This window comes from Ferribacterium limneticum (assembly GCF_020510565.1).
Classification (GTDB): domain Bacteria; phylum Pseudomonadota; class Gammaproteobacteria; order Burkholderiales; family Rhodocyclaceae; genus Azonexus; species Azonexus limneticus_B.
Map to the genome: position 1 here is coordinate 730,825 of NZ_CP075189.1, position 23,337 is coordinate 754,161.

General features: G+C 60.8%; 32 protein-coding genes and 1 pseudogene. 27 read left to right on the forward strand and 6 right to left on the reverse strand.

Features of this window, described 5'->3' with window-relative positions; translation table 11 throughout:
- Positions 1–72: 72 nt before the first annotated feature.
- The 15 genes and pseudogenes from KI610_RS03485 to KI610_RS03555 all read left to right on the forward strand — a co-directional run bounded on the left by KI610_RS03485 (position 73) and on the right by KI610_RS03555 (position 10,335).
- The gene (locus tag KI610_RS03485) at positions 73–885 is read left to right on the forward strand and encodes an ABC transporter ATP-binding protein (protein WP_226497305.1); all 813 of its coding nucleotides are present in this window, start codon (positions 73–75) and stop codon (positions 883–885) included.
- Positions 878–1,669, forward strand: a complete 792-nt coding sequence (mlaE, locus tag KI610_RS03490) for a lipid asymmetry maintenance ABC transporter permease subunit MlaE (RefSeq protein ID WP_226497306.1) — start codon at positions 878–880, stop codon at positions 1,667–1,669. Before KI610_RS03485 ends, mlaE begins: the two co-directional genes overlap by 8 nt.
- Entirely contained in the window at positions 1,669–2,139 is a 471-nt protein-coding gene (gene mlaD, locus KI610_RS03495; protein WP_226497307.1) for an outer membrane lipid asymmetry maintenance protein MlaD, read from the forward strand. The genes mlaE and mlaD overlap by 1 nt, the downstream gene beginning before the upstream one ends.
- Positions 2,136–2,861, forward strand: a complete 726-nt coding sequence (locus tag KI610_RS03500) for an MlaA family lipoprotein (RefSeq protein ID WP_226497308.1) — start codon at positions 2,136–2,138, stop codon at positions 2,859–2,861. Before mlaD ends, KI610_RS03500 begins: the two co-directional genes overlap by 4 nt.
- A gap of 15 nt (positions 2,862–2,876) precedes the next feature.
- Positions 2,877–3,491: an MlaC/ttg2D family ABC transporter substrate-binding protein gene (locus KI610_RS03505; protein WP_226497309.1), complete on the forward strand. Its 615-nt coding sequence runs from the start codon at positions 2,877–2,879 to the stop codon at positions 3,489–3,491.
- Positions 3,492–3,502: 11 nt separating this feature from the next.
- On the forward strand, positions 3,503–3,769 hold the full coding sequence (locus KI610_RS03510) for an STAS domain-containing protein (RefSeq protein ID WP_226497310.1): 267 nt from the start codon (positions 3,503–3,505) through the stop codon (positions 3,767–3,769).
- A 10-nt stretch (positions 3,770–3,779) separates the two neighbouring features.
- Positions 3,780–4,466, forward strand: a pseudogene (locus KI610_RS03515) (ABC transporter ATP-binding protein); the annotation flags it as partial.
- A 29-nt stretch (positions 4,467–4,495) separates the two neighbouring features.
- Positions 4,496–5,248, forward strand: coding sequence for an ABC transporter permease (locus KI610_RS03520; RefSeq protein WP_226497311.1), 753 nt, complete (start codon positions 4,496–4,498; stop codon positions 5,246–5,248).
- A 2-nt stretch (positions 5,249–5,250) separates the two neighbouring features.
- Entirely contained in the window at positions 5,251–5,496 is a 246-nt protein-coding gene (locus KI610_RS03525) for a BolA family protein (RefSeq protein WP_226497312.1), read from the forward strand.
- Positions 5,489–6,742, forward strand: coding sequence for a UDP-N-acetylglucosamine 1-carboxyvinyltransferase (murA, locus tag KI610_RS03530; RefSeq protein WP_226497313.1), 1,254 nt, complete (start codon positions 5,489–5,491; stop codon positions 6,740–6,742). The genes KI610_RS03525 and murA overlap by 8 nt, the downstream gene beginning before the upstream one ends.
- Positions 6,743–6,965: 223 nt before the next feature.
- The gene (locus tag KI610_RS03535) at positions 6,966–7,172 is read left to right on the forward strand and encodes a cold-shock protein (RefSeq protein WP_011289117.1); all 207 of its coding nucleotides are present in this window, start codon (positions 6,966–6,968) and stop codon (positions 7,170–7,172) included.
- Between the two features lie 112 nt (positions 7,173–7,284).
- On the forward strand, positions 7,285–7,929 hold the full coding sequence (gene hisG / locus KI610_RS03540) for an ATP phosphoribosyltransferase (protein WP_226497314.1): 645 nt from the start codon (positions 7,285–7,287) through the stop codon (positions 7,927–7,929).
- Entirely contained in the window at positions 7,930–9,231 is a 1,302-nt protein-coding gene (gene hisD, locus KI610_RS03545) for a histidinol dehydrogenase (protein WP_226497315.1), read from the forward strand.
- A gap of 79 nt (positions 9,232–9,310) precedes the next feature.
- Positions 9,311–9,820, forward strand: coding sequence for a chromate transporter (locus KI610_RS03550; protein WP_264179174.1), 510 nt, complete (start codon positions 9,311–9,313; stop codon positions 9,818–9,820).
- Positions 9,817–10,335: a chromate transporter gene (locus KI610_RS03555; protein ID WP_226497317.1), complete on the forward strand. Its 519-nt coding sequence runs from the start codon at positions 9,817–9,819 to the stop codon at positions 10,333–10,335. The genes KI610_RS03550 and KI610_RS03555 overlap by 4 nt, the downstream gene beginning before the upstream one ends.
- Here KI610_RS03555 and KI610_RS03560 read toward each other — a convergent pair.
- Positions 10,332–10,688 carry a CZB domain-containing protein gene (locus KI610_RS03560; RefSeq protein WP_226497318.1) on the reverse strand — a complete coding sequence of 119 codons (357 nt, stop codon included), beginning with the start codon at positions 10,686–10,688 and terminating at the stop codon, positions 10,332–10,334. The genes KI610_RS03555 and KI610_RS03560 overlap by 4 nt on opposite strands.
- 14 nt (positions 10,689–10,702) lie before the next feature.
- Positions 10,703–11,794, reverse strand: coding sequence for a histidinol-phosphate transaminase (gene hisC, locus KI610_RS03565; protein ID WP_226497319.1), 1,092 nt, complete (start codon positions 11,792–11,794; stop codon positions 10,703–10,705).
- A 79-nt stretch (positions 11,795–11,873) separates the two neighbouring features.
- On the opposite strand from hisC, the gene hisB reads away from it, so the two are divergent.
- From hisB to tatC, 10 genes are read left to right on the forward strand one after another with little or no spacing between them, the layout of a single operon-like run.
- Complete coding sequence (hisB, locus tag KI610_RS03570; protein WP_226497320.1) at positions 11,874–12,461, forward strand: imidazoleglycerol-phosphate dehydratase HisB; 588 nt, start codon at positions 11,874–11,876, stop codon at positions 12,459–12,461.
- 47 nt (positions 12,462–12,508) lie between these two features.
- Positions 12,509–13,114 carry an imidazole glycerol phosphate synthase subunit HisH gene (hisH, locus tag KI610_RS03575; protein ID WP_404827497.1) on the forward strand — a complete coding sequence of 202 codons (606 nt, stop codon included), beginning with the start codon at positions 12,509–12,511 and terminating at the stop codon, positions 13,112–13,114.
- Positions 13,115–13,148: 34 nt separating this feature from the next.
- The gene (gene hisA / locus KI610_RS03580; RefSeq protein ID WP_226497322.1) at positions 13,149–13,901 is read left to right on the forward strand and encodes a 1-(5-phosphoribosyl)-5-[(5-phosphoribosylamino)methylideneamino]imidazole-4-carboxamide isomerase; all 753 of its coding nucleotides are present in this window, start codon (positions 13,149–13,151) and stop codon (positions 13,899–13,901) included.
- Entirely contained in the window at positions 13,901–14,659 is a 759-nt protein-coding gene (gene hisF, locus KI610_RS03585; RefSeq protein WP_226401462.1) for an imidazole glycerol phosphate synthase subunit HisF, read from the forward strand. The genes hisA and hisF overlap by 1 nt, the downstream gene beginning before the upstream one ends.
- Before the next feature lie 31 nt (positions 14,660–14,690).
- Entirely contained in the window at positions 14,691–15,089 is a 399-nt protein-coding gene (gene hisI / locus KI610_RS03590) for a phosphoribosyl-AMP cyclohydrolase (protein ID WP_226497323.1), read from the forward strand.
- Positions 15,086–15,412: a phosphoribosyl-ATP diphosphatase gene (locus tag KI610_RS03595; RefSeq protein ID WP_226497324.1), complete on the forward strand. Its 327-nt coding sequence runs from the start codon at positions 15,086–15,088 to the stop codon at positions 15,410–15,412. Before hisI ends, KI610_RS03595 begins: the two co-directional genes overlap by 4 nt.
- The gene (locus tag KI610_RS03600) at positions 15,409–15,759 is read left to right on the forward strand and encodes a histidine triad nucleotide-binding protein (protein WP_226497325.1); all 351 of its coding nucleotides are present in this window, start codon (positions 15,409–15,411) and stop codon (positions 15,757–15,759) included. Before KI610_RS03595 ends, KI610_RS03600 begins: the two co-directional genes overlap by 4 nt.
- A 10-nt stretch (positions 15,760–15,769) precedes the next feature.
- A complete protein-coding gene (tatA, locus tag KI610_RS03605; protein ID WP_226401454.1) occupies positions 15,770–16,003 on the forward strand; it encodes a Sec-independent protein translocase subunit TatA in 234 nt (77 codons plus the stop codon).
- Between the two features lie 46 nt (positions 16,004–16,049).
- A complete protein-coding gene (tatB, locus tag KI610_RS03610) occupies positions 16,050–16,415 on the forward strand; it encodes a Sec-independent protein translocase protein TatB (protein WP_226497326.1) in 366 nt (121 codons plus the stop codon).
- Positions 16,412–17,239, forward strand: a complete 828-nt coding sequence (gene tatC / locus KI610_RS03615) for a twin-arginine translocase subunit TatC (RefSeq protein ID WP_226497327.1) — start codon at positions 16,412–16,414, stop codon at positions 17,237–17,239. The genes tatB and tatC overlap by 4 nt, the downstream gene beginning before the upstream one ends.
- On the opposite strand, the gene KI610_RS03620 is transcribed toward tatC, so the two are convergent.
- The gene (locus KI610_RS03620; RefSeq protein ID WP_226497328.1) at positions 17,240–18,043 is read right to left on the reverse strand and encodes a class II glutamine amidotransferase; all 804 of its coding nucleotides are present in this window, start codon (positions 18,041–18,043) and stop codon (positions 17,240–17,242) included.
- 3 nt (positions 18,044–18,046) lie between these two features.
- The gene (locus KI610_RS03625; RefSeq protein ID WP_226497329.1) at positions 18,047–19,201 is read right to left on the reverse strand and encodes a Do family serine endopeptidase; all 1,155 of its coding nucleotides are present in this window, start codon (positions 19,199–19,201) and stop codon (positions 18,047–18,049) included.
- A 13-nt stretch (positions 19,202–19,214) separates the two neighbouring features.
- Between KI610_RS03625 and KI610_RS03630 the strand changes: the two genes are divergently transcribed.
- Positions 19,215–19,961, forward strand: a complete 747-nt coding sequence (locus KI610_RS03630; RefSeq protein WP_226497330.1) for a Nif3-like dinuclear metal center hexameric protein — start codon at positions 19,215–19,217, stop codon at positions 19,959–19,961.
- Positions 19,962–20,095: 134 nt separating this feature from the next.
- Here KI610_RS03630 and KI610_RS03635 read toward each other — a convergent pair whose 3' ends face one another.
- Positions 20,096–21,082 (reverse strand): type IV pilus assembly protein FimV, encoded by a 987-nt coding sequence (locus KI610_RS03635; RefSeq protein WP_226497331.1) that lies wholly within the window; start codon positions 21,080–21,082, stop codon positions 20,096–20,098.
- 153 nt (positions 21,083–21,235) lie between these two features.
- Here KI610_RS03635 and KI610_RS03640 point away from each other — a divergent pair, with 153 nt between their 5' ends.
- Positions 21,236–21,937: a fumarylacetoacetate hydrolase family protein gene (locus tag KI610_RS03640; protein ID WP_226497332.1), complete on the forward strand. Its 702-nt coding sequence runs from the start codon at positions 21,236–21,238 to the stop codon at positions 21,935–21,937.
- 40 nt (positions 21,938–21,977) lie between these two features.
- On the opposite strand, the gene paaK is transcribed toward KI610_RS03640, so the two are convergent.
- Positions 21,978–23,273 (reverse strand): phenylacetate--CoA ligase PaaK, encoded by a 1,296-nt coding sequence (paaK, locus tag KI610_RS03645; protein ID WP_226497333.1) that lies wholly within the window; start codon positions 23,271–23,273, stop codon positions 21,978–21,980.
- Positions 23,274–23,337: the final 64 nt, after the last annotated feature.

A 23,337-nucleotide genomic window follows, 5' to 3' on the forward strand; every position in this document is an offset into this window, starting at 1 on the left:
ATAGCCTCGTCGTTTCCCGGTGATGGTGGGGCTTTCTGCTAAAATCGCCCGACTTTTTCCAGGGAATACGCTTTGTCTGACGACATCCTTGTCGATATCGAAGACCTCCATTTTGCCTATGATGGCCAGCCGGTGCTGCAGGGAATCAACATGAAGATTCCGCGCGGCAAGGTGGTGGCCATCATGGGTGGTTCCGGTTGTGGCAAAACGACGCTGCTGCGCTGCATCGGCGGCCAGTTGCGGCCGACCGGAGGACGCGTTCGCCTGGAAAAGCATCAGGTCTGTGGAATGTCGGAAGCGGAGCTGTATCGTTTGCGCCGCCGGATGGGCATGCTCTTTCAGTTTGGCGCCTTGTTTACCGACATGACCGTATTCGAGAATGTCGCTTTTCCAATGCGCGAACATACCGACATGTCGGATGAAATGATCCGCGATCTGGTCCTCATGAAGCTCGAGGCGGTCGGTTTGCGCGGTGCGCACAAGTTGATGCCGGGCGCATTGTCCGGCGGCATGGCCCGGCGGGTGGCGTTGGCCCGTGCCTTGGCGCTTGACCCGATGCTGGTGATGTACGACGAGCCATTTACCGGGCTCGACCCGATTGCGCTGGGCGTTATCGGGCAACTGATTCGCAAGTTGAACGATGCCTTGGGGGCAACGTCGATCATGGTGACCCACGATATTCAGGAGTCCCTGCTTATCGTGGACTACATTTATTTCATGAATGGCGGGCGGGTGGTTGCCGAAGGCACGCCGGATCAAATTCGCGCCTCGACCGATCCCTTCGTTCATCAATTCGTTCACGCTGCGCCGGATGGCCCGGTCCATTTTGATTATCCCGCCCTGTTGGTGCGCGACGAGTTTCTGGGTGTGGCTGCGCATGTTTGATCCGGTTTCCATTATCCGAAAGCTGGGCCACGCTTCGGTCGACCGTATTTGGCGGCTCGGCTTCGCTGCACGATTCCTGTGGGCCGTGCTGATGCATTCGGGGTCTTCCTTCCGTCGCCTGCCGCTGACCCTGCGCGAAATTTATTTCAGTGGCGTGCTGTCATTGCTGATCATCATGGTTTCCGGGCTGTTCGTTGGCTTGGTGCTTGGGCTCCAGGGGTATGAGATCCTGCAACGTTTTGGCTCTACTGAAGCATTGGGGACGCTGGTCGCCCTTTCGCTGACCCGAGAATTGGGGCCGGTTCTGGCCGCCATCTTTTTTGCCTCGCGTGCGGGTTCGTCTGTGACTGCGGAAATCGGCCTGATGAAGGCGACCGAGCAACTGAAGGCGATGGACATGATGGCCGTCAATCCCATCGCCCGTGTCGTGGCACCGCGTTTTTGGGGGGGCGTTATCTCGATGCCCTTGCTGGCTGCGATTTTTTCCGCCATGGGGGTTCTTGGCGGATGGTTGATCGGTGTCGTGGTCATCGGTGTCGATGACGGTTCCTACTGGTCGCAGATGCAGGCCAGCGTCGATTTTCGCTACGACATCTGGAATGGCGTGGTGAAAAGTTTTGTCTTCGGGATCGCCGTTTCCCTGATTGCCGTTTTTGAAGGTTATGACTCGGTGCCAACAGCCGAGGGTGTCTCGCGCGCCATTACGCGTACCGTGGTGACTTCAGTGCTGACAGTTCTGGCGCTGGATTTTGTCCTAACCTCGTTCATGTTCCGGGGAGCCTGATGAATCGTACTGTCCTCGACCTGTGGGTCGGTTTTTTCGTGGCAATCGGCTTGGCCGCCCTGCTCTTCCTGTCGCTCCAGGTAGGGAACCTCTCGTCGTCACATTTGTCAGAATCATACGTTTTGAAGGCCAAGTTTGATAATATTGGCGGCCTGAAGGTGCGTGGTCCGGTCAAAAGTGCAGGGGTCGTGGTTGGGCGGATAGTCGATATCCAGTTTGATTCGGCAACTTACGAAGCGGTGGTCAGCATGACCATCGATGGCCGTTACCACTTTCCGAAAGACACCTTTGCGTCGATCAATACGGCAGGTTTGCTCGGCGAGCAGTACGTCGGATTCGATGCGGGTGGCGATGAAAAGATGTTGTTGGCCGGTGATACGATTGCCAAGACGCAGTCGGCAGTTGTTCTCGAGAAATTGATCAGCCAGTTTTTATTCAGCAAGGCAGCGGACGGACAGGACAAGAAATGACGGATTATCTTTGCGCATCGGCAGTGCGTCGGGCTCAACGCCGGGTTGTTGGCGCGCTGGCTCTCGCCTTTGCCTGCTCCGGTGCAGTGGCTGACGGAAATCCTAACGACCCCTACGAGGGCTTCAATCGTCCGATGTTCGCGGTCAATGAAGCAATCGACAAATATGCTGCCAAGCCGGTTGCCCAAGTCTATGACAACGCTGTTCCGTTGCCGGTCAAGGCCAGCGTTGGCAACTTCTTCGGCAATGCCGGCGATCTGTGGATTGGTGTCAATAGCGCCCTGCAGGGCAAGTTTGGCGATGCCGGCATCGATATCGGCCGCCTTTTGATCAATTCGACGGTCGGCATCTTCGGTCTTTTCGATGTCGCCAGCGAACTGGGCCTGGAGCGGCACGATGAAGATTTCGGCCAGACTCTGGCGGTCTGGGGCGTGGGCGGTGGCGGTTACCTGTTCTGGCCGGTGATCGGGCCGCGCAATGTGCGCGATACGGTCGGTTTTGCGGTTGGTACCTATGCCGACCCGGTGATGTATGTGCGTCCGGTCTCGGTGCGCAACAGCATGGCGGCGTTGCGTTTTGTCGACGTCCGGGCAAGTTTGTTGCCGTCCGACAAGGTGGTCGAGGAAGCAGCGCTCGATAAATATGCTTATATTCGCGACGCGTATCTGCAACGTCGTCGCAGCCAGATTTTCGATGGCCGCCCGCCGCGGCTGGATGATTGATTACTCACTGAATAGATGATGAAAAAGTTATTTGCCTTGTTGTTTGCCGGATTCGTTGCCAGCGCCGCCTATGCCCAGGAGGCGCCGGATGTGCTGGTTCAGCGCGTAACCGACGATGTGCTGGAGATTATTCGCAAGGACAGGGATATTCAGAACGGCGATACGCACAAGGTCATTGAGCTGGTCGACAAGAAGGTGCTGCCGCATTTCAATTTCTCGCACATGACTGCACTGGCGCTCGGCAAGGATTGGCGCAAGGCCAGCGCGCAGCAGCAGCAGCAGTTGACGGCTGAGTTCAAGACGCTGCTGGTGCGTACTTACGCCAACGCCTTGACTGGCTACAAGAACCAGAAAGTGGTGTACAAGCCGCTTAAAATGGCACCGGCAGATTTGGATGTGTTGATCCGGACCGAGGTGCTGCAGCCCGGCAGCAAGCCGGTTCAGCTTGATTACAGCCTGGAGAAGCTGGAGTCGGGCTGGAAGGTCTACGACGTGGTGGTGGCCGGCATCAGTCTGGTCACCAACTATCGCGATCAGTTCGGCCAGGAGGTGCGCAACGGCGGTATTGATGGTCTGATCGCTTCTGTTGCTGCCAAGAACAAGTCTCTGGAAGCCAATTCGAAGAAATGATCGAACGAGAAATGGGGCGCCTTGTCATCAAGGTGCCGTTGGTGATGGCGAATGCGCGCGGCCTGCTCGAAGCAGGCCGTTCTGCTTTGCAGCCGGGCGAGCAGGTCTTTGATTTTTCCGAAGTGACCGAGGCCGACTCGTCGGCGCTCGCCGTGATGCTTGGCTGGTTGCGCGCCGCTGCACTCTCACGGTCAACCGTAAAATTTGCCCAAATTCCAAATGGTGTAGTTTCGCTGGCTGAGCTGTACGGCGTGACCGACCTGCTGCCCCTCGCCTGAGGGGCGTTCCATGATTCCTGCCGTTTCCATCGTTGACGTCGTCAAGCATTTTGGCTCGCTGCTAGCGCTGGCCGGAGTGTCGCTTGACATCGAGCAGGGTGAATTCTTCGGCTTGCTTGGCCCGAATGGTGCCGGCAAAACGACGCTGATTTCCTCGCTGGCCGGTTTGATCCGTCCGGATTCCGGGACGATCAAGGTGATGGGCCACGACGTTATCAGTGGATTTCGCGAGGCGCGTCGCTTGCTCGGTGTCGTGCCCCAGGAGCTGGTCTTCGACCCCTTCTTCAATGTCCGTGAAACGCTGCGTATCCAGTCCGGCTATTTCGGCATCCGCAAGAACGACGACTGGATCGATGAGATCCTCGAAAACCTCGACCTGACGAGCAAGGCCAACGTCAATATGCGCCGGCTGTCGGGGGGCATGAAGCGGCGCGTACTGGTGGCCCAGGCCCTGGTGCACAAGCCGCCCGTTATCGTGCTTGACGAGCCGACGGCCGGGGTTGATGTCGAATTGCGCCAGGGGCTGTGGCAGTTCATTCGCCGCCTCAATGGCGAAGGCCATACGATCATCCTGACGACGCATTATCTCGAAGAGGCCGAAGCCTTGTGCAACCGCATCGCGCTCATGAAACAGGGGCGGGTGATCGCGCTCGATACGACGGCAAATCTCATGGCCGCGTATCCCGGTGCCTCGCTGGAAGAAGTTTTTGTGCGGACGATGCAGCAATGATCGGCTTTCTGACCCTGTTCGAAAAAGAGTTCCTGCGTTTCTGGAAGGTCAGCTTTCAGACGGTTGCCGCTCCGGTGTTGACTGCCTTGCTCTATCTGCTGATTTTCGGCCATGTCCTCGACGAACATGTGCAGGTCCATGGCGTCCGTTACATCAGCTTTCTGGTTCCCGGTCTGGTCATGATGCAGGTGCTGCAAAACGCCTTTGCCAATTCGTCGTCCAGTCTGATCCAGGCCAAGATCACCGGCTCGATCGTGTTCGTTCTGTTGCCGCCGATTCCGTACAGTGCTTTTTTCGCGGCCTACGTGCTGGCAGCCGTGGCGCGTGGCTTGCTGGTTGGCGTCGGCGTCTTGCTGGCGACTGTGTGGTTTGCCGAACTGAAGGTCGTCGCGCCGTGGTGGACGCTGGTCTTTGCGCTGTTTGGTGGCGGCTTGTTCGCAGCGCTCGGCATGATTGCCGGTATCTGGTCCGAGAAGTTCGATCAGCTGGCGGCTTTCCAGAATTTCCTGATCATGCCGCTGACCATGTTGTCAGGCGTTTTCTACTCGATTTACACACTGCCCACATTCTGGCAGGGGCTGTCGCATTACAATCCCGTTTTTTACATGATTGACGGCTTCCGTTATGGCTTTTTCGGCGTCTCCGACGTGGCGCCGGAAATCAGTCTGGCGGTCGTCGTTGCCTGCTTCGTCGCCGTGTCCATGCTGACATTGCGCCTATTGAAGCTGGGCTGGAAGTTGAGAGGCTGAACATGATGCATCCTGAACAAATCAAGCAACTGATACTCGCCGGCATGGCCTGCGAACACCTCGAACTCGATGGTGACGGCCAGCACTTTATGGCGACCGTGGTGAGCAACGAGTTTGCCGGCAAGAACCGCGTGCAGCGGCAGCAGCATGTGAACAAAATACTGAAGGAAAAATTCGACTCGGGCGAGTTGCATGCCCTTTCCTTCAAAACATTGACCCCGGAAGAATGGAGCTCCCAGCGTGGATAAGTTGTTGATTGAAGGAGGCAAGGTCCTCTCAGGTGAAGTGGCCATGTCCGGTGCCAAGAACGCCGCATTGCCGATTCTCTGCGCCTCGCTGCTGACCGCTGATCCGCTGCATTTGACTAACGTGCCGCACCTCAACGACATCTCGACGATGCTGCGCCTGCTCGGCGACATGGGCGTCGGCGTAACGATGGATGGCGTCGATGGCATGGAGCTCAACGGTGGCGGCCTGACCAATGCGGTCGCCTCCTACGAAATGGTCAAGACCATGCGTGCCTCGATTCTCGTGCTCGGCCCGCTAGTCGCTCGCTGTGGCGAGGCGCGCGTCTCGTTGCCCGGTGGCTGCGCCATTGGCGCCCGGCCGGTTGATCAGCACATCAAGGGCTTGCAGGCGATGGGCGCCGAGGTCAAGGTCGAGCAGGGCTACGTCCATGCCAAGGCGACCCGCCTGAAGGGTGCCCGCATCTGCACCGACATGGTCACCGTGACCGGTACCGAAAACCTCATGATGGCGGCCTGTCTGGCCGAAGGCGAAACGATCATCGAAAATGCCGCGCGCGAGCCGGAAGTGGTCGATCTGGCCAACTGCCTGGTGTCGATGGGCGCCCGCATTTCCGGTGCTGGTACCGACGTCATTCGCATCCAGGGTGTCGACAAATTGCATGGTGCAACGCATGCCATCATGCCGGACCGCATCGAAACCGGCACCTATCTGTGTGCCGCCGCAGCAACGGGTGGCGATATCCGCCTGCTCAAAACTTCGGCAGCCTATCTCGATACGGTCGTCGATAAGCTCATGGATGCCGGTTGCGAAATTACTGTCGAACGCGATGCCATCCGCCTTGTGGCGCCGCAGCGCCTGAAGGCGGTGAGCCTGCGCACGGCGCCGTATCCAGCCTTTCCGACCGACATGCAGGCGCAGTTCATGGCCATCAACTGCATCGCTGACGGCGTGGCGACGATTCGCGAGACCATTTTCGAAAACCGTTTCATGCATGTGAACGAACTGATGCGTCTCGGGGCCAACATCCAGATCGAAGGCAACAACGCCATCGTGCGTGGCGTCGATCGCCTGGAAGGTGCTACGGTCATGGCGACCGACCTGCGCGCCTCGGCGTCGCTGGTCATTGCCGGCCTTGTCGCCCAGGGCGAGACGGTTATCGACCGGATTTACCATCTGGATCGCGGCTACGAACGCATCGAGGAAAAGCTCGCCAAGCTTGGCGCTTCGGTCAGGCGCGTTCATTAGGCGGCGGTTGTTGCGCGACTGAAATTTGCAATTTTCTGCGCCTGGCTGCAGAAAGTTGCAAAAAAGGCTTGGCGTATTCCAAATGCTGGCCCATACTCCGAGCCTCGGGATTTCCAGGCAGTGTTTTGTTCCTGCGCCGTACCACGGTTTGTCAGCTCTCCTCGGTCTTGGTTCTCGTGTTTTTGTGGCGCAAGCCCGTATTTTTATTTTAGGAAGCTATCAAATGGCAAACGGTACCGTTAAGTGGTTCAACGACTCCAAAGGTTTTGGTTTCATCTCCCCGTCCGAAGGTGGTGAAGACCTCTTCGCTCACTTCTCTGCAATTCAAGGCAACGGTTTCAAGACCCTGGCCGAAAACCAGAAAGTGACGTTCGACGTCGTGAATGGCCCGAAGGGCAAGCAGGCTGCAAACATCCGCCCGGCTGAATAAGTCCGCGGAGTCGCCTGACTCAAAGAAAGCCCGGCTTGCCGGGCTTTTTGCTTTTGTGGCCGGCCGTTTTGCGGCTTTGCGGTAAAATCATTCTTTTGCCACGAGATATACCGTGACCGGCATCACCATCGCACTCTCCAAGGGCCGTATTTTCGATGAAACCCTGCCGCTGCTCGCTGCAGCCGGTATCGTTCCGACCGAAAACCCCGAAACCTCCCGCAAGCTGATCATTGATACGAACAACCCGGATGTGCGCGTCGTCATCGTTCGCGCCTCCGATGTGCCGACTTATGTCCAGTACGGCGCCGCTGATCTGGGTGTGACCGGCAAGGACGTGCTGATCGAACATGGCGGTGAAGGTCTTTACGCACCGCTGGACCTGAAGATTGCCAAGTGCCGGATGATGGTCGCCGTGCCGGAAGGCTTCGACTACGCCAGGGCTGTGCGTCAGGGTAATCGCCTGAAGGTGGCGAGCAAATACACCAAGATCGCGCGCGAACATTTCGCCAGCAAGGGCGTCCATATCGACCTGATCAAGCTGTATGGTTCGATGGAATTGGCTCCGCTGGCTGGTTTGGCCGATGCTATCGTGGATCTGGTGTCGACCGGAGGTACGCTGAAGGCCAACAAGCTGGTCGCGGTGGAACATATCGTCGATATTTCGAGCCGGCTGGTGGTCAACCAGGCCTCGCTCAAGGTCAAGCGCGACACCCTGCAACCGATCATCGACGCCTTTGCCCGGGCGGTGGAGAAATAAATGGTCGCGATTAAACGGTTTGCTACGGTCGACGCCGATTTCAAGGCAAAAATGGATGCGCTGCTCGCCTTTGAGGCGGCGCAGGATGAAGGCATCGAACGCACGGTCATCGGCATTCTGGCCGATGTGAAGGCGCGCGGCGATGCAGCCGTCGTCGAGTGCAGCAACAGGTTTGACCGACTGTCGGTCGGTGGCATGGCCGATCTGGAGCTGTCGAAGGCCGAGATGCAGAAGGCGCTCGACAGCCTGCCGGCCGAACAGCGCCAGGCGCTCGAAGCGGCGGCGCAGCGCGTTCGCGTCTATCACGAGAAGCAGCGGCTGGACGGTTGGTCCTACACCGAAGCCGACGGCACCATGCTCGGCCAGATGATCACGCCGCTCGACCGCGTCGGGCTCTATGTGCCGGGCGGCAAGGCGGCCTATCCGTCGTCCGTGCTGATGAATGCGATTCCGGCCAAGGTGGCCGGGGTCAAGGAATTGATCATGGTCGTCCCGACGCCGGGCGGCGAGCACAACCAGCTGGTGCTGGCAGCGGCCTGTCTGGCCGGCGTCGACCGCGTGTTTACTATCGGCGGCGCGCAGGCGGTTGGGGCGCTGGCTTACGGTACGGCGAGCATTCCGCAGGTGGACAAGATCGTCGGCCCCGGTAATGCCTATGTCGCCTGCGCCAAGCGCCGGGTGTTCGGTATCGTCGGCATCGACATGATCGCCGGACCGTCGGAAATCCTGGTCGTCGCGGATGGTTCCGGCAATCCGGATTGGGTGGCGATGGACCTGTTCTCGCAGGCCGAACATGACGAATTGGCGCAGTCGATCCTGATCTGTACCGATGCGGGCTATATCGAAAAAGTGCAGGCGAGCATCGAAAAGCTGCTGCCGACCATGCCGCGGCGTGAAGTGATCGAAACCTCGCTGACCAATCGCGGTGCATTCATCCTGGTGCGTGACTTGGACGAGGCTATTGCCATCGCCAACCGCGTGGCGCCGGAACACCTTGAGTTGTCGCTGGCCGATCCCGATCCGTGGGTCAGCAAGATTCACCACGCCGGTGCCATCTTCATCGGTCACTACACGTCCGAGTCGCTCGGTGATTATTGTGCCGGCCCGAACCACGTGTTGCCGACTTCCGGTAGCGCGCGTTTCTCGTCGCCGCTGGGCGTCTATGATTTCCAGAAACGGACCAGCCTGATCAAGGTTTCGCGGGCCGGTGCCCAGACGCTGGGTCGTATCGCTTCGACGCTGGCGCACGGCGAAGGCCTGCCGGCGCACGCCAAGTCGGCCGAATTCCGACTCGAAAATTGAGCGAAATTTTCGGTTGACCGTGGAAAGTACGCAACAGCGCACTGAAAAGCCAAGCCGCCCGGACCTCCGGGCGCTTTTTTTGGGGTTTTCTTCCGTCGGACTGTCCGGCTTTGGTGGCGTCTTGCCTTTTGCCCGGCGCATGCTGGTCGAAGAGCGCCAATGGATGACGGCCGAGGAGTTCAACGCCCAACTCGGCCTTTGTCAGTTTTTGCCCGGGCCGAACGTGGTCAATCTGGCGGTCGTCGTCGGCAAGCGCTATTGCGGCCTGGCCGGCGCCATCGTAGCGCCGGTTGGCCTGCTGGCCGGGCCGTTCGCCATCGTTCTCCTGCTCGCCATGCTTTACGACCGCTATGGCAGCCTGCCACTGGCCCAGTCGATGCTGCGTGGCATTGCGGCCGTCGGCTGCGGCCTGCTTTTCGCCATGGCCTGGCGCATGGGTTCGGCGATCAAGGACAAGCCTTTTTTTCTGCCCTTTACGGCGCTGATCGTCGCTGCCATTGCCGGGCTGCGCTGGCCGATGCCCATCGTCATGGTCGCAGGGCTCATCCTTTCCGGCGGCGTCGCCTACTGGCGGCTGGGGCGCAAATGATCGTCGTCGAACTCTTTCTCGAATTCGCGCTGCTGTCTTTCGTCGCTTTTGGCGGCGCGACGGCACTGCTGCCGGAAATGCATCGTGTCGTCGTCGAAAACCACCGCTGGCTGGACGACCAGACCTTCACGCATCTCTACGCCATCGCTCAGGCGGCACCCGGGCCGAACGTGCTGGTGGTGACGCTGATCGGCTGGGAAATCGGCGGCCTTTTGGGGGCGCTGGCGTCGACGGTGGCCATGTGTCTGCCGATGAGTGTGCTGATTTACTTGCTCATCGACCGCTGGGAAAGCTTCGCCGGCAAGCGCTGGCAGAAGGCCATCAGCCTTGGCGTGGCGCCGCTCGCCGTGGGGCTGATTTTCTCGGGGGCGACGTTGATTGCGCAGGCGGCGGCTTTCGGCTGGACGACCTGGCTGCTGGTGGCGGTGACCGTACTGGCCAATCTGCGGACCAAGCTGCATCCGCTGTGGTTTATCGGCTTTGGCGCCGGGCTGGGTTTGCTCGGCTGGGTCTAGCTGCGTTTATCGCGCTGCAAGGTGCGCAGTTCATCGAACAGGTTGGCCAGGCGGTGCGATGCGTCGGACAGTTCGGGCAGCATGAGGTCGGCGTCTTCCGCCATGCCGTTGCCGCTCAATTCCTGAATCTCGCCGGCCAGGGCGTGAAAGCGCGTGTGCGCCTTGATCAGCGCCTGAAATTGCGGCAGCGCCCGCGAGGCGTCGTCGGCGGCGGCGATGGCGTAGCCGAACATGCAGCCCTGATGGTCGGAGAGCGGCATGTCGGCGTAGCTGCCGCGGGCGAAGGCGTTCATGAACTGCCGGCGCCAGGTGTTGTGCAGGCGGATGGCTTCGTCGAAATCGATACCTTGCATCGGGTTGCCCCTTCCTAAGCCAGAATGTCTTGCAGCGTTTGCGTCAGCGCCTGGCATTCGGCGTCGGTGCCAACCGTGATGCGCAGGAACTGGTCGATACGCGGCAGCTTGAAGTGGCGGACGATGATGCTCTGGTCGCGCAGCGCCTTGGCCAGTTCGGCGGCGTCGCGCTGCGGGTGGCGGGCGAAGATGAAATTGGCGGCCGAGGGCAGCACTTCGAAGCCGAGGCCACGCAGATCGGTCGTCAGCGTGTCGCGGGTGGCGATTACGGCGCGGCAGCATTGCTCGAAGTACGCCTCGTCTTCCATGGCGGCGACGGCGCCGACAATGGCCAGGCGATCCAGCGGGTAGGAGTTGAAGCTGTTCTTGACGCGCTCCAGCGCCTCGATCAAGGCCGGATGGCCGACCGCGAAGCCGACACGCAGGCCGGCCAGCGAACGCGATTTGGACAGCGTGTGGACGACCAGCAGGTTGTCGTAGCGTTCGACGAGCGGGATGGCCGTCTCGCCGCCGAAATCGACATAGGCTTCATCGACCACGACGACGACATCCGGATTGGCCTTGAGGATTTGCTCGATGGCGGCCAGCACGAGCAGGCGGCCGGTCGGCGCGTTCGGATTCGGAAAGATGATGCCGCCGATTTCATTTTTGGCGCTTTTTTCCGGTTGACCGTGGAAATCAGCCGGATTGATCGAAAAGTCCTCAGCCAGCGGCACGCTGCGGTAATCGATGCCGTACAGGCCGCAATACACCGGGTAAAAGCTGTAGGTGATGTCCGGAAACAGGATCGGCGCCTCGTGCTTGAGCAGCGCCATGAAAACGTGGGCCAATACTTCGTCCGAACCGTTGCCGATGAAGACCTGTTGCGGCGTAACGGCATGCCGCTTGGCAATTGCTGCCTTGAGCAGATCGGCATTCGGGTCCGGGTAGAGGCGCAGGCGGGCCGCGTCGTCACCAAGCTCAGCCTGGATCGCCGCCAGCACCTTCGGTGAGGGCGGGAACGGGTTCTCGTTGGTGTTGAGCTTGATCAGCTTGGCGATCTTGGGCTGCTCGCCCGGGACGTAGGGGGTGAGGTCGCGGACGACCTGGCTCCAGAAGCGACTCATGGGGTTTTCACGGAAGGCGTAAAAGTAGGCCGAAATGGTATCATGGCCCTCCGATAAAAGCCTTTTGCAGCCTTCAACCATGCGGCAAGCCGAAATAACTCGCAATACGCTGGAGACGCAGATCACCGTGCGTCTCAACCTCGATGGCACCGGCCAGGGCAAATTTGCCACCGGCGTCCCCTTTCTTGACCACATGCTCGACCAGATCGCCCGTCATGGCCTGATCGACCTCGATATCGAGGCGGTTGGCGATCTGCATATCGACGCCCACCACACGGTCGAAGACATCGGCATCACCTTCGGTCAGGCGCTGGCCAAGGCCTGGGGCGACAAGAAGGGCCTGACCCGTTACGGCCACAGCTACGTGCCGCTCGACGAAGCCTTGTCGCGCGTCGTCATCGACCTCTCCGGGCGCCCGGGGCTGGAACTCAATGTCGAATTTTCGCGCGCTGTCATCGGCGCTTTCGATGTCGATCTGGTCAGCGAATTCTTTCATGGCCTGGTTAATCACGCCGGCGTAACGCTGCACATCGACAATCTGCGCGGCAAGAATGCCCACCATCAGGCCGAAACCATCTTCAAGGCCTTCGGCCGCGCCCTGCGCATGGCGGTGACGCCCGATCCGCGCATGGCCGGTGCCATGCCGTCGACCAAGGGTTCGCTGTGAGTGCTGGCAGCAAGGTCGACGGCGCCATCGCCGTCATCGACTACGGCATGGGCAACCTGCGTTCCGTGTCGAAGGCGCTCGAGCATGTCGCCGGCGGCAAGACAGTCGTCGTGACGGCCGATCCGGCTGTCGTGGCGGCGGCTGAACGCATCGTCTTTCCGGGTCAGGGTGCCATGCCCGACTGCATGGCGGAACTCGATGCCCGCGGCCTGCGCGCGGCGGTGCTGGCAACGGCCAAGGACAAACCTTTCCTCGGCATCTGTGTTGGTGAGCAGATGCTCTTCGAACACAGCGATGAAGGCGACGTCCCGGCGCTCGGCGTTTTTCCCGGCAACGTCAAACGGTTTCCGGATGCCAAGATGTATCTGCCGACCGGCGAGCGCCTGAAAGTCCCGCACATGGGCTGGAACGAGGTGCGCCAGAAACCGCACGCGCTGTGGCATGGCATCGCCGACGGCTCGCGCTTCTATTTTGTGCACAGCTACTTTGTCGAACCGGCCGATCCGGCGCTGGTGACGGGGAGTTGCGAATATGGCGTCCCCTTTACCTGTGCGGTGGGGCGGGATAATATCTTCGCGGTTCAGTTCCACCCCGAGAAAAGTGCTCGTGACGGCCTGCAACTCCTGAAAAACTTCGTCGAGTGGCACCCCTGATTCGCATCTGTCGAATTTAATCTCCTAGAATCCCATGCTGATTATTCCCGCGATTGATCTCAAGGACGGCCAATGCGTCCGTCTCAAGCAGGGCCTGATGGAACAGGCCACTGTTTTTTCCGATAGCCCGGCCGAACAGGCGCGTCACTGGCTAGCCCAAGGCGCCCGTCGCCTGCATCTGGTCGACCTGAATGGCGCCTTTGCCGGCAAGCCGAAGAATGCGGCGGCGATCAAGGCCATCCTGGCCGAAGTCGGCGACCAGATTCCGGTCCAGCTTGGCGGTGGCATTCGCGACCTCGATACCATCGAAGCCTGCATCGACGGCGGTCTGTCCTACGTCATCATCGGCACGGCGGCGGTCAAGAACCCGGGCTTCCTGCACGATGCCTGTGTCGCCTTTCCCGGCCACATCATCGTCGGCCTCGACGCCAAGGACGGCAAGGTGGCGACGGACGGTTGGTCCAAGCTGACCGGCCACGATGTCGTCGATCTGGCCAAGAAGTACGAAGATTATGGCGTCGAGTCGATTATCTATACCGACATCGGCCGCGACGGCATGCTCTCCGGCCTCAACATCGAAGCCACCGTGCGCCTTGCCCAGGCGCTGACGATTCCGGTCATTGCCTCCGGCGGTCTGACCGGCTTTGACGATATCCGGGCCCTGTGCGCCGTCGAAGGCGAAGGCATTGTTGGGACCATCGCCGGTCGCGCCGTTTACGACGGTTCGCTCGACTTCAAGGCAGCGCAGGAAATGGCCGACGATCTGATGGCAAAAGCGCGCGCCTGATGCTCGCCAAACGCATCATTCCGTGCCTTGACGTCACGGCTGGCCGTGTTGTCAAGGGCACCAATTTTGTCGGCCTGCGCGATGCCGGCGATCCGATCGAGATCGCCCGCCGCTACAACGAACAGGGTGCCGACGAGGTGACTTTCCTCGACATCACGGCGTCCAGCGATCAGCGCGACATCATCCTGCACATTGTCGAAGCCTGCGCCGAGCAAGTCTTCATTCCGCTGACCGTCGGTGGCGGCGTGCGCAAGGTCGAGGACGTCCGTCGTCTGCTCAACGCAGGTGCCGATAAGGTGTCGATGAACACGGCGGCGGTGCAGAACCCGGACCTCGTTTTCGACGCCTCGAGCAAGGTTGGCTCGCAGTGCATCGTCGTCGCCATCGACGCCAAGCAGGTGGCACCCGGCCAGTGGCACGTCTTTACGCACGGCGGCCGCAACGATACCGGCCTCGATACGATTGAGTGGGCGAAAAAAGTGGCGGCGCTCGGCGCTGGCGAAATCCTGCTGACCAGCATGGACCGCGACGGCACCAAGAACGGTTTCGATCTGGCGCTGACCCGTGCCGTTTCCGATGCGGTAAGTATTCCGGTCATCGCCTCGGGCGGTGTCGGCAACCTGCAGCATCTGGCCGATGGCGTCAGCGAAGGTCGCGCCGATGCCGTACTGGCCGCCTCGATCTTCCATTTTGGCGAATACACCGTGCGTCAGGCCAAGGAATACATGGCGGCACGTGGCATCGAAGTGCGACTCTGACGGTCAACCGGAAAAAACGCCCAAAATCGAAATGGCTGATCTCGACAATTCCCTGGACTGGCTCGCCGCGTTGAAGTGGGACGCCGACGGCATGATTCCGGCCATCGCCCAGGATGAAAACGGCCGCGTCGTGATGTTCGCTTACATGAACCGTGAGTCGTTGCAGGAAACGCTGCAGTGCGGCAACGCGGTATACTGGTCGCGCTCGAGAAAGCGTCTGTGGCGCAAGGGCGAGGAGTCGGGGCATTTCCAGAAAATCCGCTCCATTCGCACCGATTGCGACGGCGACGTCTTGCTGTTGAGCATTGAACAAGTCGGCGGGATTGCCTGTCATACTGGCCGAGAAAGCTGTTTTTTCAATGAATTGAACGGGGACCGCTGGGTTCCCGCTGATCCGGTTCTGAAAGACCCGAAGGAAATCTACAAATGAGCACCCATGACATGCTGCACCGTCTCTCCGAGACGCTGGCTTCCCGTCGGCACGCCGATCCGGAAAAGTCCTACACCGCCAAGCTCTTTTCGGAAGGTCCGGATTCGATTCTGAAAAAGATCGGCGAGGAAACTGCCGAGCTGATCATGGCCGCCAAGGATGGCAAGCGCCTGAACATCGTCTGGGAATCGACTGACGTCATTTATCACGTGCTCGTTCTGCTCGCCTTCTACGGCCTGAGCATCGAGGATGTTTCGCAGGAAATGCGCCGCCGCGAAGGCATTTCCGGCATCGATGAAAAGGCTTCCCGGGGCGCCAAGTGAGCGACTGCATTTTCTGCAAGATCGTCGACGGCAAGATTCCGGCGCAGAAGGTCTATGAAGACGAGGACATCCTCGCCTTCAACGACATCAATCCGGCGCGTCCGGTGCATGTGTTGGTGATTCCGAAAAAACACATCACCTCGCTGGCGACCGCCGCTGCCGAAGATGCGCCGGTGCTCGGCAAGATACTGGCCAAGGCCAACGAAATTGCGGTAACTCAAGGCAGCCCGGACGGTTTCCGGGTGATCATCAACACAGGACGTGTGGGGCAGCAGGAAGTGCCGCACCTGCACGCGCATATCGTGGGCGGACCGGATCCGGTTGGCCCCATGCTTAAACGCATTTAGGAGACACATCATGGGCAGTTTTTCCATTTGGCACTGGCTGATCGTTCTGGTCATCGTCATGCTTATTTTCGGTACCAAGAAATTGCGTAACGTCGGGCAGGATCTCGGCGGTGCCGTCAAGGGTTTCAAGGACGGCATGAAGGATGCAACGGCGGGTGACAAGCCGGCCGACGCAGCGCAGCCGACCCAGCAGGTGGGCGGTCAGACCATCGACGTTGAAGTCAAGGAAAAGACCAAGTCCTGATCTTCCGGACGGGGTTTCTCCCGTTCCTTGAGACGACTTTCAAATCATGTTCGATATCGGCTTTTCCGAATTGATGGTGATCGGCATCGTGGCGCTGATCGTCATCGGCCCCGAGCGCCTGCCCAAGGTGGCACGCACGCTCGGGCACCTGCTCGGCCGCGCCCAGCGTTACGTTAACGACGTGAAGTCGGACATCAGCCGCGAGGTTCAACTCGACGAGCTGAGAAAACTGCAATCCCAGGTTTCCGAATCAGCCCGCGAACTGGAAAGCTCGGTGCGCAACGAATATGAAACAGCGCGCAGCGCGATCGAGGCGCCGGCCAAGGAGGCCGCCGCCGAGTTGCAGTCGACCGCTGCCTCGCTGAGCGAAACCCTGCCGGTCGCTGAAACCATTGGCAAGCCGGCGGCATGAGCGAACCCCAGGAAGACTCTTTCATCTCCCATCTGGTTGAGCTGCGCGATCGTTTGATGCGCAGCCTGATCGCCATCGCGGTCGTCCTTGGTGTCCTGTGCATCTATCCGGGGCCGGGGGAAATCTACGACATCCTCGCCGCGCCGCTGACCAAGGCCTTGCCGGAAGGCACCAAGATGGTCGCCATCGGCGTCATCACGCCGTTCATGGTGCCGCTCAAGGTCACGGCCATGGTCGCTTTCGTGCTGGCCTTGCCGTTCATTCTTTTCCAGGTCTGGGGCTTTATTGCCCCCGGTTTGTATGCCCATGAAAAGCGTCTGGGGATTCCGCTGATCATTTCCAGCACCTTCCTGTTCGTTTCTGGCATGGCCTTCTGCTACTTCTTCGTGTTCGGGCAGGTGTTCAGTTTCATCAGCAGCTTTGCGCCGAAGAGCATTACGCCGGCGCCAGATATCGAAGCCTACCTGTCCTTCGTGATGACCATGTTCCTGGCCTTCGGTCTGGCCTTCGAGGTGCCGGTGGCGCTCGTCATGCTGGTCAAGCTCAACGTCGTGACCGTTGAAAAGCTCAAGGAGTGGCGTTCCTACTTCATCGTCGGCGCCTTCGTCGTGGCGGCCGTGGTGACGCCGCCCGATGTCGTTTCCCAGTTGGCTCTGGCCATCCCGATGTGCCTGCTTTACGAGTTGGGCATCCTGGCTTCGCGGCTGGTGTCGCGTCCTGCACCGGTGGAGGCGACTCCCACGGTCAACCCGGAAAATGACGCAAAAATGGAATCCGAAATGGACAAGGCGGAAGAAGAGTTCCGCAATCTGTCCAAGGACTGATCAGGCCTTCTTCACCGGCCCCGGTCGCGTCGGCAAGGTCTTGACCGGCGCCCCCTCCTCGAACCACCACAACGTTCCCGGCGGCATGTCGGTCCATGTCTCGTTGTCAGTTAGCGGCAATGTTGCGATGACGGCGACGCGGTCGTTCGGCGAGGTGACATCGCTGAAATCGACCGTGATGTCCTGATCCATCAGGTGCGCTTGGGCAAACGGCGCCTTGCGCACGATGTGGCTCAATTTGGTCGAGGCGTGGGCGAACAGGCAGTCGCCATTCGAGAGCAGGAAATTGAATTCGCCATGCTGCGCAATTTGCAGCGTCAGTTCTTGCACGGCATCAAACAGCGCGCTGCGCTCCGGTACATGGTTGCCGAAGCGACTGCGCAACTCCTGCAGCAACCAGCAGAAGGCGCGTTCGCTGTCGGTCAGGCCGACCGGAACGAAGCTGCCGTCGAGTTGCGGCATGAAATCGAAGAGATTGCCGTTGTGGGCGAAAATCCAGTAACGGCCCCACAGTTCGCGCATGAACGGATGGGTGTTTTCCAGTCCGATGGCGCCCTGTGTCGCCTTGCGAATATGGGCAATGACGTTCTTCGAGCGGATCGGGTAGTGGCGGACCAGTTCGGCCACCGGCGAGGTGCTCGACGGCTGCGGGTCGAGGAACAGGCGGGTGCCTTTGCCTTCAAAAAAGGCAATGCCCCAGCCATCCGAATGAACATCCGTGGCGCCGCCCCGGGCCTGGAATCCGCTGAACGAAAAGCAGATGTCGGTCGGCACGTTGCAGTTCATGCCGAGCAGCTGGCACATGGCTTACTCTTTTTCGGCGCGCATGGCCGGGCGTTTGCCGATCTTGACCTGGACTTCGACGATGGTCTTGTCGCGGCGCAGGCGGAAAGCCGAGCGGTCGTCCGGGGTCAGGGCGGCAATCAGGTCGAGCATGACCTGCGGATCCTTGACCGCCTTGCCGCCAACCGAGAGCAGGACATCGCCCGGCCGGATGCCGGCCGTGTCGGCCGGGCTGCCGCGCACGACGCCGGCGATCAGGGCGCCCTCGTTGTCGGGCAGGCCGAAGGATTCGGCCAGTTCGGGGGTGATTTCCTGGGCTTCGACGCCGATCCAGCCACGCGTCACGGCGCCGGTCCGGATGATCTGCTCCATGATGCTGCGCGCGCTGGAGACCGGGATGGCGAAGCCGATGCCGAGCGAGCCGCCGGTGCGCGAGTAGATGGCAGAATTGATGCCGACCAGGTTGCCGTTGACGTCGATCAGCGCGCCACCGGAGTTGCCGGGGTTGATCGCGGCGTCGGTCTGGATGAAGTTCTCGAAGGTGTTGATGCCAAGATGCGAGCGGCCGAGGGCCGAAACGATACCCATGGTCACTGTCTGGCCGACGCCGAAGGGATTGCCGATAGCCAGCACGACATCGCCGACGCGCAGGTTGTCGAGTTGGCCGAAGGTGACGGCCGGCAGTTTGTCGGCCTTGATCTGCAGGATGGCGAGATCGGATTCCGGGTCGCTGCCGACGATCTTCGCCTTGTAGGTCTTGCTGTCATTGAGCGAGACCTGGATGTCGTCGGCGCCGTCGATGACGTGGTAATTGGTCAGGATGTAGCCGTTGGGGCTGACGATGACGCCGGAGCCAAGACCGGAGTTGCGCTGCGGCTGGCCCTCGGGGCGCTCGCCGAAAAAGTGGCGGAAAATCGGGTCGTCGAACAGCGGATGGCGTTGTTGTTTGATTTCCTGAGTCGTGTAAATGTGCACGACCGAAGGCAGCGCGGCGCGCGCCGCGTCGCGATATGAGCCGGTTGGCGCGACTTTGCCGTCGTCGCTGTCGGCCGGTGCTTCCTGCACGGCCAGGACCGCTTGGCGCGGTGGCAGCCACTCCGGTTTGAGCGTGGAGACGACGAACAGAATGGCCAGCGCAACGGTGACCGTTTGTGCAAAAATCAGCCACAACCTCTGCATGGAAATTGTCTCGATGAAGCGTGAAGAATTGTTGGAGTATCTGGAGGGGCTGTTGATGCCCGGAAAGTTCCGGGATTATTGCCCAAACGGCCTGCAAGTGGAAGGCAGATCCGAGATCAGCCGCATCGTGGCCGGCGTAACGGCCAGCCAGGCGCTGCTTGATGCGGCGGTCGAGCGTCAGGCTGATGCCATTCTGGTGCACCACGGCTATTTCTGGAAAGGCGAGGACGGCAGGGTCACCGGTATCCGGCGCAAGCGCTTGGCGACACTGCTGGCCAACGACATCAACCTGCTGGCTTACCACTTGCCGCTCGACGCCCACCCGGAACTCGGCAACAACGCTCAACTGGCGAGCCGGCTCGGCTGGGTTCTCGAAGGTCGTTTTGGCGAACAGGATATTGCCTTGCTGGGAACGGTCGCCGAACCTTGTGATTTGGCGGCGCTGGTGGCAAGAGTGGCGGCTGTTCTCGGGCGGGAACCGATGGTGATCGGTGATGGTGCCCGGCTGATTCGGCGAATCGGCTGGTGCTCAGGCGGAGCGCAGGGTTATTTCGAGCAGGCCATCGCGCTGGGGGTCGATGCCTTCATGTCCGGCGAAATTTCGGAACAAACCGTGCATCTGGCCCGCGAGAGCGGCGTGGCCTATCTGGCGGCCGGGCATCATGCCACCGAGCGTTACGGGGTGCAGGCGCTGGCCGGGCATCTGGCGCAGCAGTTCGGCATTGCCTGCGAATTCGTCGATGTGGATAACCCCGTCTAGGTCGTCCCGGGGTTTGCCGGGAAAGCGGCAACACCCGATTTCAATTTTGGCCAAAAATTCCGGTTGACCGTGGCAATGACGGCTGGCGGCATGGAACGCGAAAGCGAGACTGGCTCGCCCCGGCTTCTACTCGGTCAAGCCGTTGCCGGCCGGCGTGGTTTGGCGATGCGCGGTGGCGGAGTGTCGAAGCTGCGTGCTTTGTCGTGCCGGCGGCTGACCAGATGGGCGACGCCGGCAGAGACGCTGCCGCCGAGCAGAAGGCCGATCAGCAATTCCAGCCAGCCGTTTTGGCTTGATGCGGCGCGGGCCGGGGCCTGCGGCACGGCGGCCTGGACGCTGGGCACGATGCCGGGCGTTGCCTGTTGTGCCTGCATGTCCTGCAGCTTTTCGCGCACGGCGCGCGATTCGGCGTTCAGGGTGACGGCGGTACTCAGCTTGTCCACTTCCTGATTGAGCAGATGCAGCGTCGTCTCCATCTTGAGCAGGCGCTCGTCGAGTTCATTGACGGGGGCCAGCGGATCGCCGGCGCTCGGTGGCGGCAGATCGTCGAGGGCGGCGCCGAGGACAATCCGGTCCTTGCTGCTGGCCATGCCGGCCAGCGTGTCGCGCGGCAGCGGTTTCTTGGGTTTCGCTGCGGCACGTTCCCGGCGAGGCTGGGTGGCCGGCTGCTCTGGCGACGCGTTGTCGGTCGTTGCGGTCTCGCTGAAACGTTCGGCCCGGGCGCGACGGGGCTGGACTTGGCGCGGCAATGGCGCCGCAACCTCGGCCAGCGGCTCACTGTCGCCGACGGAGCTTGGCGGGGCCGGCAGCAGCACATATTCGCGCTGCACATCCATGCCGCAGCCGGCATGCAGGCTGATGACGACGATCGGCTCGTCGATGGCCTTGCTGCCGGTGAGGATCAGTCGATAATCCTGGCTGATGCGCACGAGGCGTGTCCGCGCGCTGGTGACGACAGGAAAGTCGGCGCCGGGAACGGGGCCGAGGGTGAAGCAGGCGGCATCAAGGGATTCGCCGCCGGAGATGACCGGGATGTCGGCGCGCAGGGCCTCGCCGATGCGCGAATGAAGGTTGATTTCGCCGAGTCCGACGGCGCCGGCCGCACCCGAGATAATTGCCATGCTCAGCAGTCCGTGGCGCAGCAGTCGTGAAGCGATCATCCGGTGTTCTATGTCAATTGGTTTTCGGGTGGCGAAACTTTATCACCGGGCTGGCCGGGTACGGGTGAAATGTTGCACACTTTCAGCCCTGATCACCGACCGTGGAGCTTTCCCATGAACCTCGTCTTCCCGCCGCATCCATTCGCCACCTTGCCGATTGCCGGGAGTGAGCAGCGCTTTCCAGTCCGCCGGATATTTTGTGTTGGCCGTAACTATGCCGATCACGCCCGCGAGATGGGGGCGCTCGATCAGGCCGAGGGGCGCGAACCGCCGTTTTTCTTTACCAAGCCGGGTGACGCGGTGGTCAGCGGCGAGGGGGAAATCACCGTCGCCTATCCGCCGCTGACCAACAACCTCCATCACGAAATCGAAATGGTCGTAGCCCTCGGCGCGGGCGGGGCAAATGTTGCGGTCGACGCGGCAAATCAGCTGATTTTTGGCTACGCCGTTGGCCTCGATCTGACGCGCCGCGACATGCAGGCGAAGGCCAAGGAAAAGAGCCATCCGTGGGATATGAGCAAGGGATTTGATCAGTCGGCCGTATCCGGCGCGATTTGCCCGGCAGCGGTCAGCGGGCATCCCTCCGTCGGCCGCATCTGGCTGACGGTGAATGGTCAGCCGCGGCAGCAGGGTGACCTGTCGGCCATGATGTGGAAGGTCGCCGAAATCATCGCCAACCTGTCGACGCTGGTTCGCCTGGAAGCCGGTGACCTGATCTACACCGGGACGCCGGCCGGGGTTGGACCGCTCGTTCGGGGTGACCTGCTGGAGGGCGGCGTCGATGGCGTCGGAACGCTGCGTGCCCGCATTGCTTAAGGCGTGAAACCCCGCGCTGGCGGGGTTTCAGTTGCCTGCCTTACTTCGGACGTTTGTCGATAACCCGTTTGGCCTTGCCGATCGAGCGCTCGACACCACCTTCTTCGACGATGTCGATCTTGGCCGAGATGCCGATGTAGGACTTGATGTGGTGCTGCAGGTCGTGCGCCACGAATTCCTTCTCGGCGCCGCTGGCAAACTGGAACTCCGGCTTCAGCTCGACATTGACCTTCATCGAATCAAGGTGGCCGTCGCGGCTGACTTCGATGACGTAGTGCGGCGACAGCTTTGGCTGCTTGAGGATCAGTTCCTCGATCTGCGACGGGAAGACATTGACGCCGCGGATGATCAGCATGTCGTCCGAGCGGCCGGTGATCTTGCCGATCCGGCGCATGCTGCGCGAGGTTGGCGCCAGCAGGCGGGTCAGGTCGCGCGTCCGGTAGCGGATGACCGGCATCGCTTCCTTGGTCAGCGAGGTGAACACCAGTTCGCCCTGGCTGCCTTCGGGCAGCACTTCGCCGGTCACCGGGTCGATGATTTCCGGGTAGAAGTGGTCTTCCCAAATGACCGGGCCGTCCTTGCTTTCGGCGCATTCGTTGGCGACGCCCGGGCCGATCACTTCGGACAGGCCATAGATGTCGATGGCGTCAATGCCGAAAGCCTTTTCGATCTCGCCGCGCATGGCGTCGGTCCACGGTTCGGCGCCGTGGATGCCGATGCGCAGCTCGGTGCTGCGCGGATCGATGCCCTGACGGCGGAACTCGTCGGCAATGTTGAGCATGTACGACGGCGTCACCATGATGATGTTGGGCTTGAAATCGCAGATCAGCTGGACCTGCTTTTCGGTCTGCCCGCCGGACATCGGGATCACCGTGCAACCGAGCCGCTCGGCGCCGTAGTGGGCGCCCAGGCCGCCGGTGAACAGGCCGTAGCCATAGGCGACATGGACGATGTCGCCGGGCCGGCCACCTGAGGCGTAGATCGAGCGGGCGATCAGGTCGGCCCAGGTGTCGATGTCCTTCAGCGTGTAACCGACGACGGTCGGCTTGCCCGTCGTGCCGCTCGAGGCGTGAATGCGGGCCACCTTTTCGCGCGGCACGGCGAACATGTTGTACGGGTAGTTGTCGCGCAGGTCCTGCTTGGTGGTGAACGGAAACTTGGCGAGGTCGGCCAGCGATTTGAGGTCATCCGGATGGACGCCGGCCGCGTCGAATTTGGCTTTGTAATACGGCACGTTGTGGTAAACGTGGTTCAGCGTCCACTTCAGGCGCTCGGTTTGCAGGGCGACGATTTCGTCGCGGCTGGCGTTTTCTATGGCGTGCAGGCCCAGGCTCATTATTCTCTCCCTCTGGAACCGCGAATTCTGAAGCGGCAGCCGGGGAGGGCGGTTGAGGCAGATC

Bases quoted from the DNA above. Each gene is read 5' to 3' on its own strand.
- mlaE (WP_226497306.1), top strand. From the start codon at position 878: ATGTTTGATCCGGTTTCCATTATCCGAAAGCTGGGCCACGCTTCGGTC.
- mlaD (WP_226497307.1), top strand. From the start codon at position 1,669: ATGAATCGTACTGTCCTCGACCTGTGGGTCGGTTTTTTCGTGGCAATC.
- KI610_RS03500 (WP_226497308.1), top strand. From the start codon at position 2,136: ATGACGGATTATCTTTGCGCATCGGCAGTGCGTCGGGCTCAACGCCGG.
- KI610_RS03505 (WP_226497309.1), top strand. From the start codon at position 2,877: ATGATGAAAAAGTTATTTGCCTTGTTGTTTGCCGGATTCGTTGCCAGC.
- KI610_RS03510 (WP_226497310.1), top strand. From the start codon at position 3,503: ATGGGGCGCCTTGTCATCAAGGTGCCGTTGGTGATGGCGAATGCGCGC.
- KI610_RS03520 (WP_226497311.1), top strand. From the start codon at position 4,496: ATGATCGGCTTTCTGACCCTGTTCGAAAAAGAGTTCCTGCGTTTCTGG.
- KI610_RS03525 (WP_226497312.1), top strand. From the start codon at position 5,251: ATGATGCATCCTGAACAAATCAAGCAACTGATACTCGCCGGCATGGCC.
- KI610_RS03535 (WP_011289117.1), top strand. From the start codon at position 6,966: ATGGCAAACGGTACCGTTAAGTGGTTCAACGACTCCAAAGGTTTTGGT.
- hisD (WP_226497315.1), top strand. From the start codon at position 7,930: ATGGTCGCGATTAAACGGTTTGCTACGGTCGACGCCGATTTCAAGGCA.
- KI610_RS03555 (WP_226497317.1), top strand. From the start codon at position 9,817: ATGATCGTCGTCGAACTCTTTCTCGAATTCGCGCTGCTGTCTTTCGTC.
- KI610_RS03560 (WP_226497318.1), bottom strand. From the start codon at position 10,688: ATGCAAGGTATCGATTTCGACGAAGCCATCCGCCTGCACAACACCTGG.
- hisC (WP_226497319.1), bottom strand. From the start codon at position 11,794: ATGAGTCGCTTCTGGAGCCAGGTCGTCCGCGACCTCACCCCCTACGTC.
- hisB (WP_226497320.1), top strand. From the start codon at position 11,874: ATGCGGCAAGCCGAAATAACTCGCAATACGCTGGAGACGCAGATCACC.
- hisH (WP_404827497.1), top strand. From the start codon at position 12,509: ATGGGCAACCTGCGTTCCGTGTCGAAGGCGCTCGAGCATGTCGCCGGC.
- hisA (WP_226497322.1), top strand. From the start codon at position 13,149: ATGCTGATTATTCCCGCGATTGATCTCAAGGACGGCCAATGCGTCCGT.
- hisF (WP_226401462.1), top strand. From the start codon at position 13,901: ATGCTCGCCAAACGCATCATTCCGTGCCTTGACGTCACGGCTGGCCGT.
- hisI (WP_226497323.1), top strand. From the start codon at position 14,691: ATGGCTGATCTCGACAATTCCCTGGACTGGCTCGCCGCGTTGAAGTGG.
- KI610_RS03595 (WP_226497324.1), top strand. From the start codon at position 15,086: ATGAGCACCCATGACATGCTGCACCGTCTCTCCGAGACGCTGGCTTCC.
- tatA (WP_226401454.1), top strand. From the start codon at position 15,770: ATGGGCAGTTTTTCCATTTGGCACTGGCTGATCGTTCTGGTCATCGTC.
- tatB (WP_226497326.1), top strand. From the start codon at position 16,050: ATGTTCGATATCGGCTTTTCCGAATTGATGGTGATCGGCATCGTGGCG.
- tatC (WP_226497327.1), top strand. From the start codon at position 16,412: ATGAGCGAACCCCAGGAAGACTCTTTCATCTCCCATCTGGTTGAGCTG.
- KI610_RS03620 (WP_226497328.1), bottom strand. From the start codon at position 18,043: ATGTGCCAGCTGCTCGGCATGAACTGCAACGTGCCGACCGACATCTGC.
- KI610_RS03625 (WP_226497329.1), bottom strand. From the start codon at position 19,201: ATGCAGAGGTTGTGGCTGATTTTTGCACAAACGGTCACCGTTGCGCTG.
- KI610_RS03630 (WP_226497330.1), top strand. From the start codon at position 19,215: ATGAAGCGTGAAGAATTGTTGGAGTATCTGGAGGGGCTGTTGATGCCC.
- KI610_RS03635 (WP_226497331.1), bottom strand. From the start codon at position 21,082: ATGGCAATTATCTCGGGTGCGGCCGGCGCCGTCGGACTCGGCGAAATC.
- KI610_RS03640 (WP_226497332.1), top strand. From the start codon at position 21,236: ATGAACCTCGTCTTCCCGCCGCATCCATTCGCCACCTTGCCGATTGCC.
- paaK (WP_226497333.1), bottom strand. From the start codon at position 23,273: ATGAGCCTGGGCCTGCACGCCATAGAAAACGCCAGCCGCGACGAAATC.